This is a genomic window from Gluconobacter sp. P1D12_c (assembly GCF_018812105.1).
GTDB classification, from domain to species: Bacteria; Pseudomonadota; Alphaproteobacteria; order Acetobacterales; family Acetobacteraceae; genus Gluconobacter; species Gluconobacter oxydans_A.
The window spans coordinates 1-353 of record NZ_JACSIQ010000908.1 but is presented as its reverse complement, the minus strand read 5'-3'; the positions used below and the strand labels follow the sequence as shown (position 1 = coordinate 353).

The following is a 353-nucleotide window of genomic DNA, read 5'->3' as shown; positions in this document are numbered from 1 at the left end:
AAACTGAGGGTCGGAGATTGTTATGGATATGGTAAAGAAGGAAAAATATAGAGAAATAGAGAGAGAAGTACAGAGGCTTGAAAATCTGTTCAATATAAAGGCTGTGCGATTGAAGGCACGTTATGAGACCAAGGCTATTCGTTATATGTTTGGGAATGGGGTCGAGGTTTATTGCGGTTGGGAAAAGCCTTACGATATCATGACTTGTTTGCATGACCATTATATTGACCATTCTTTTCCTGTGAAGGATGTGAAAAGTTATAGAGATTATTTGCGTTGTCTTCCTTCGCATTCTTCTTTGTTTTTGGATTACATAGAAAGCAGGGGATATGGTTTTTTAAGATTCAACGAAT

1 protein-coding gene is annotated in these 353 nt (G+C 37.4%); it reads left to right on the top strand.

What is annotated here, in order from left to right:
- Positions 1-22: 22 nt before the first annotated feature.
- On the top strand, positions 23-353 hold a 331-nt coding region (locus tag KP705_RS19745; protein WP_215765542.1), incomplete at its 3' end, for a hypothetical protein.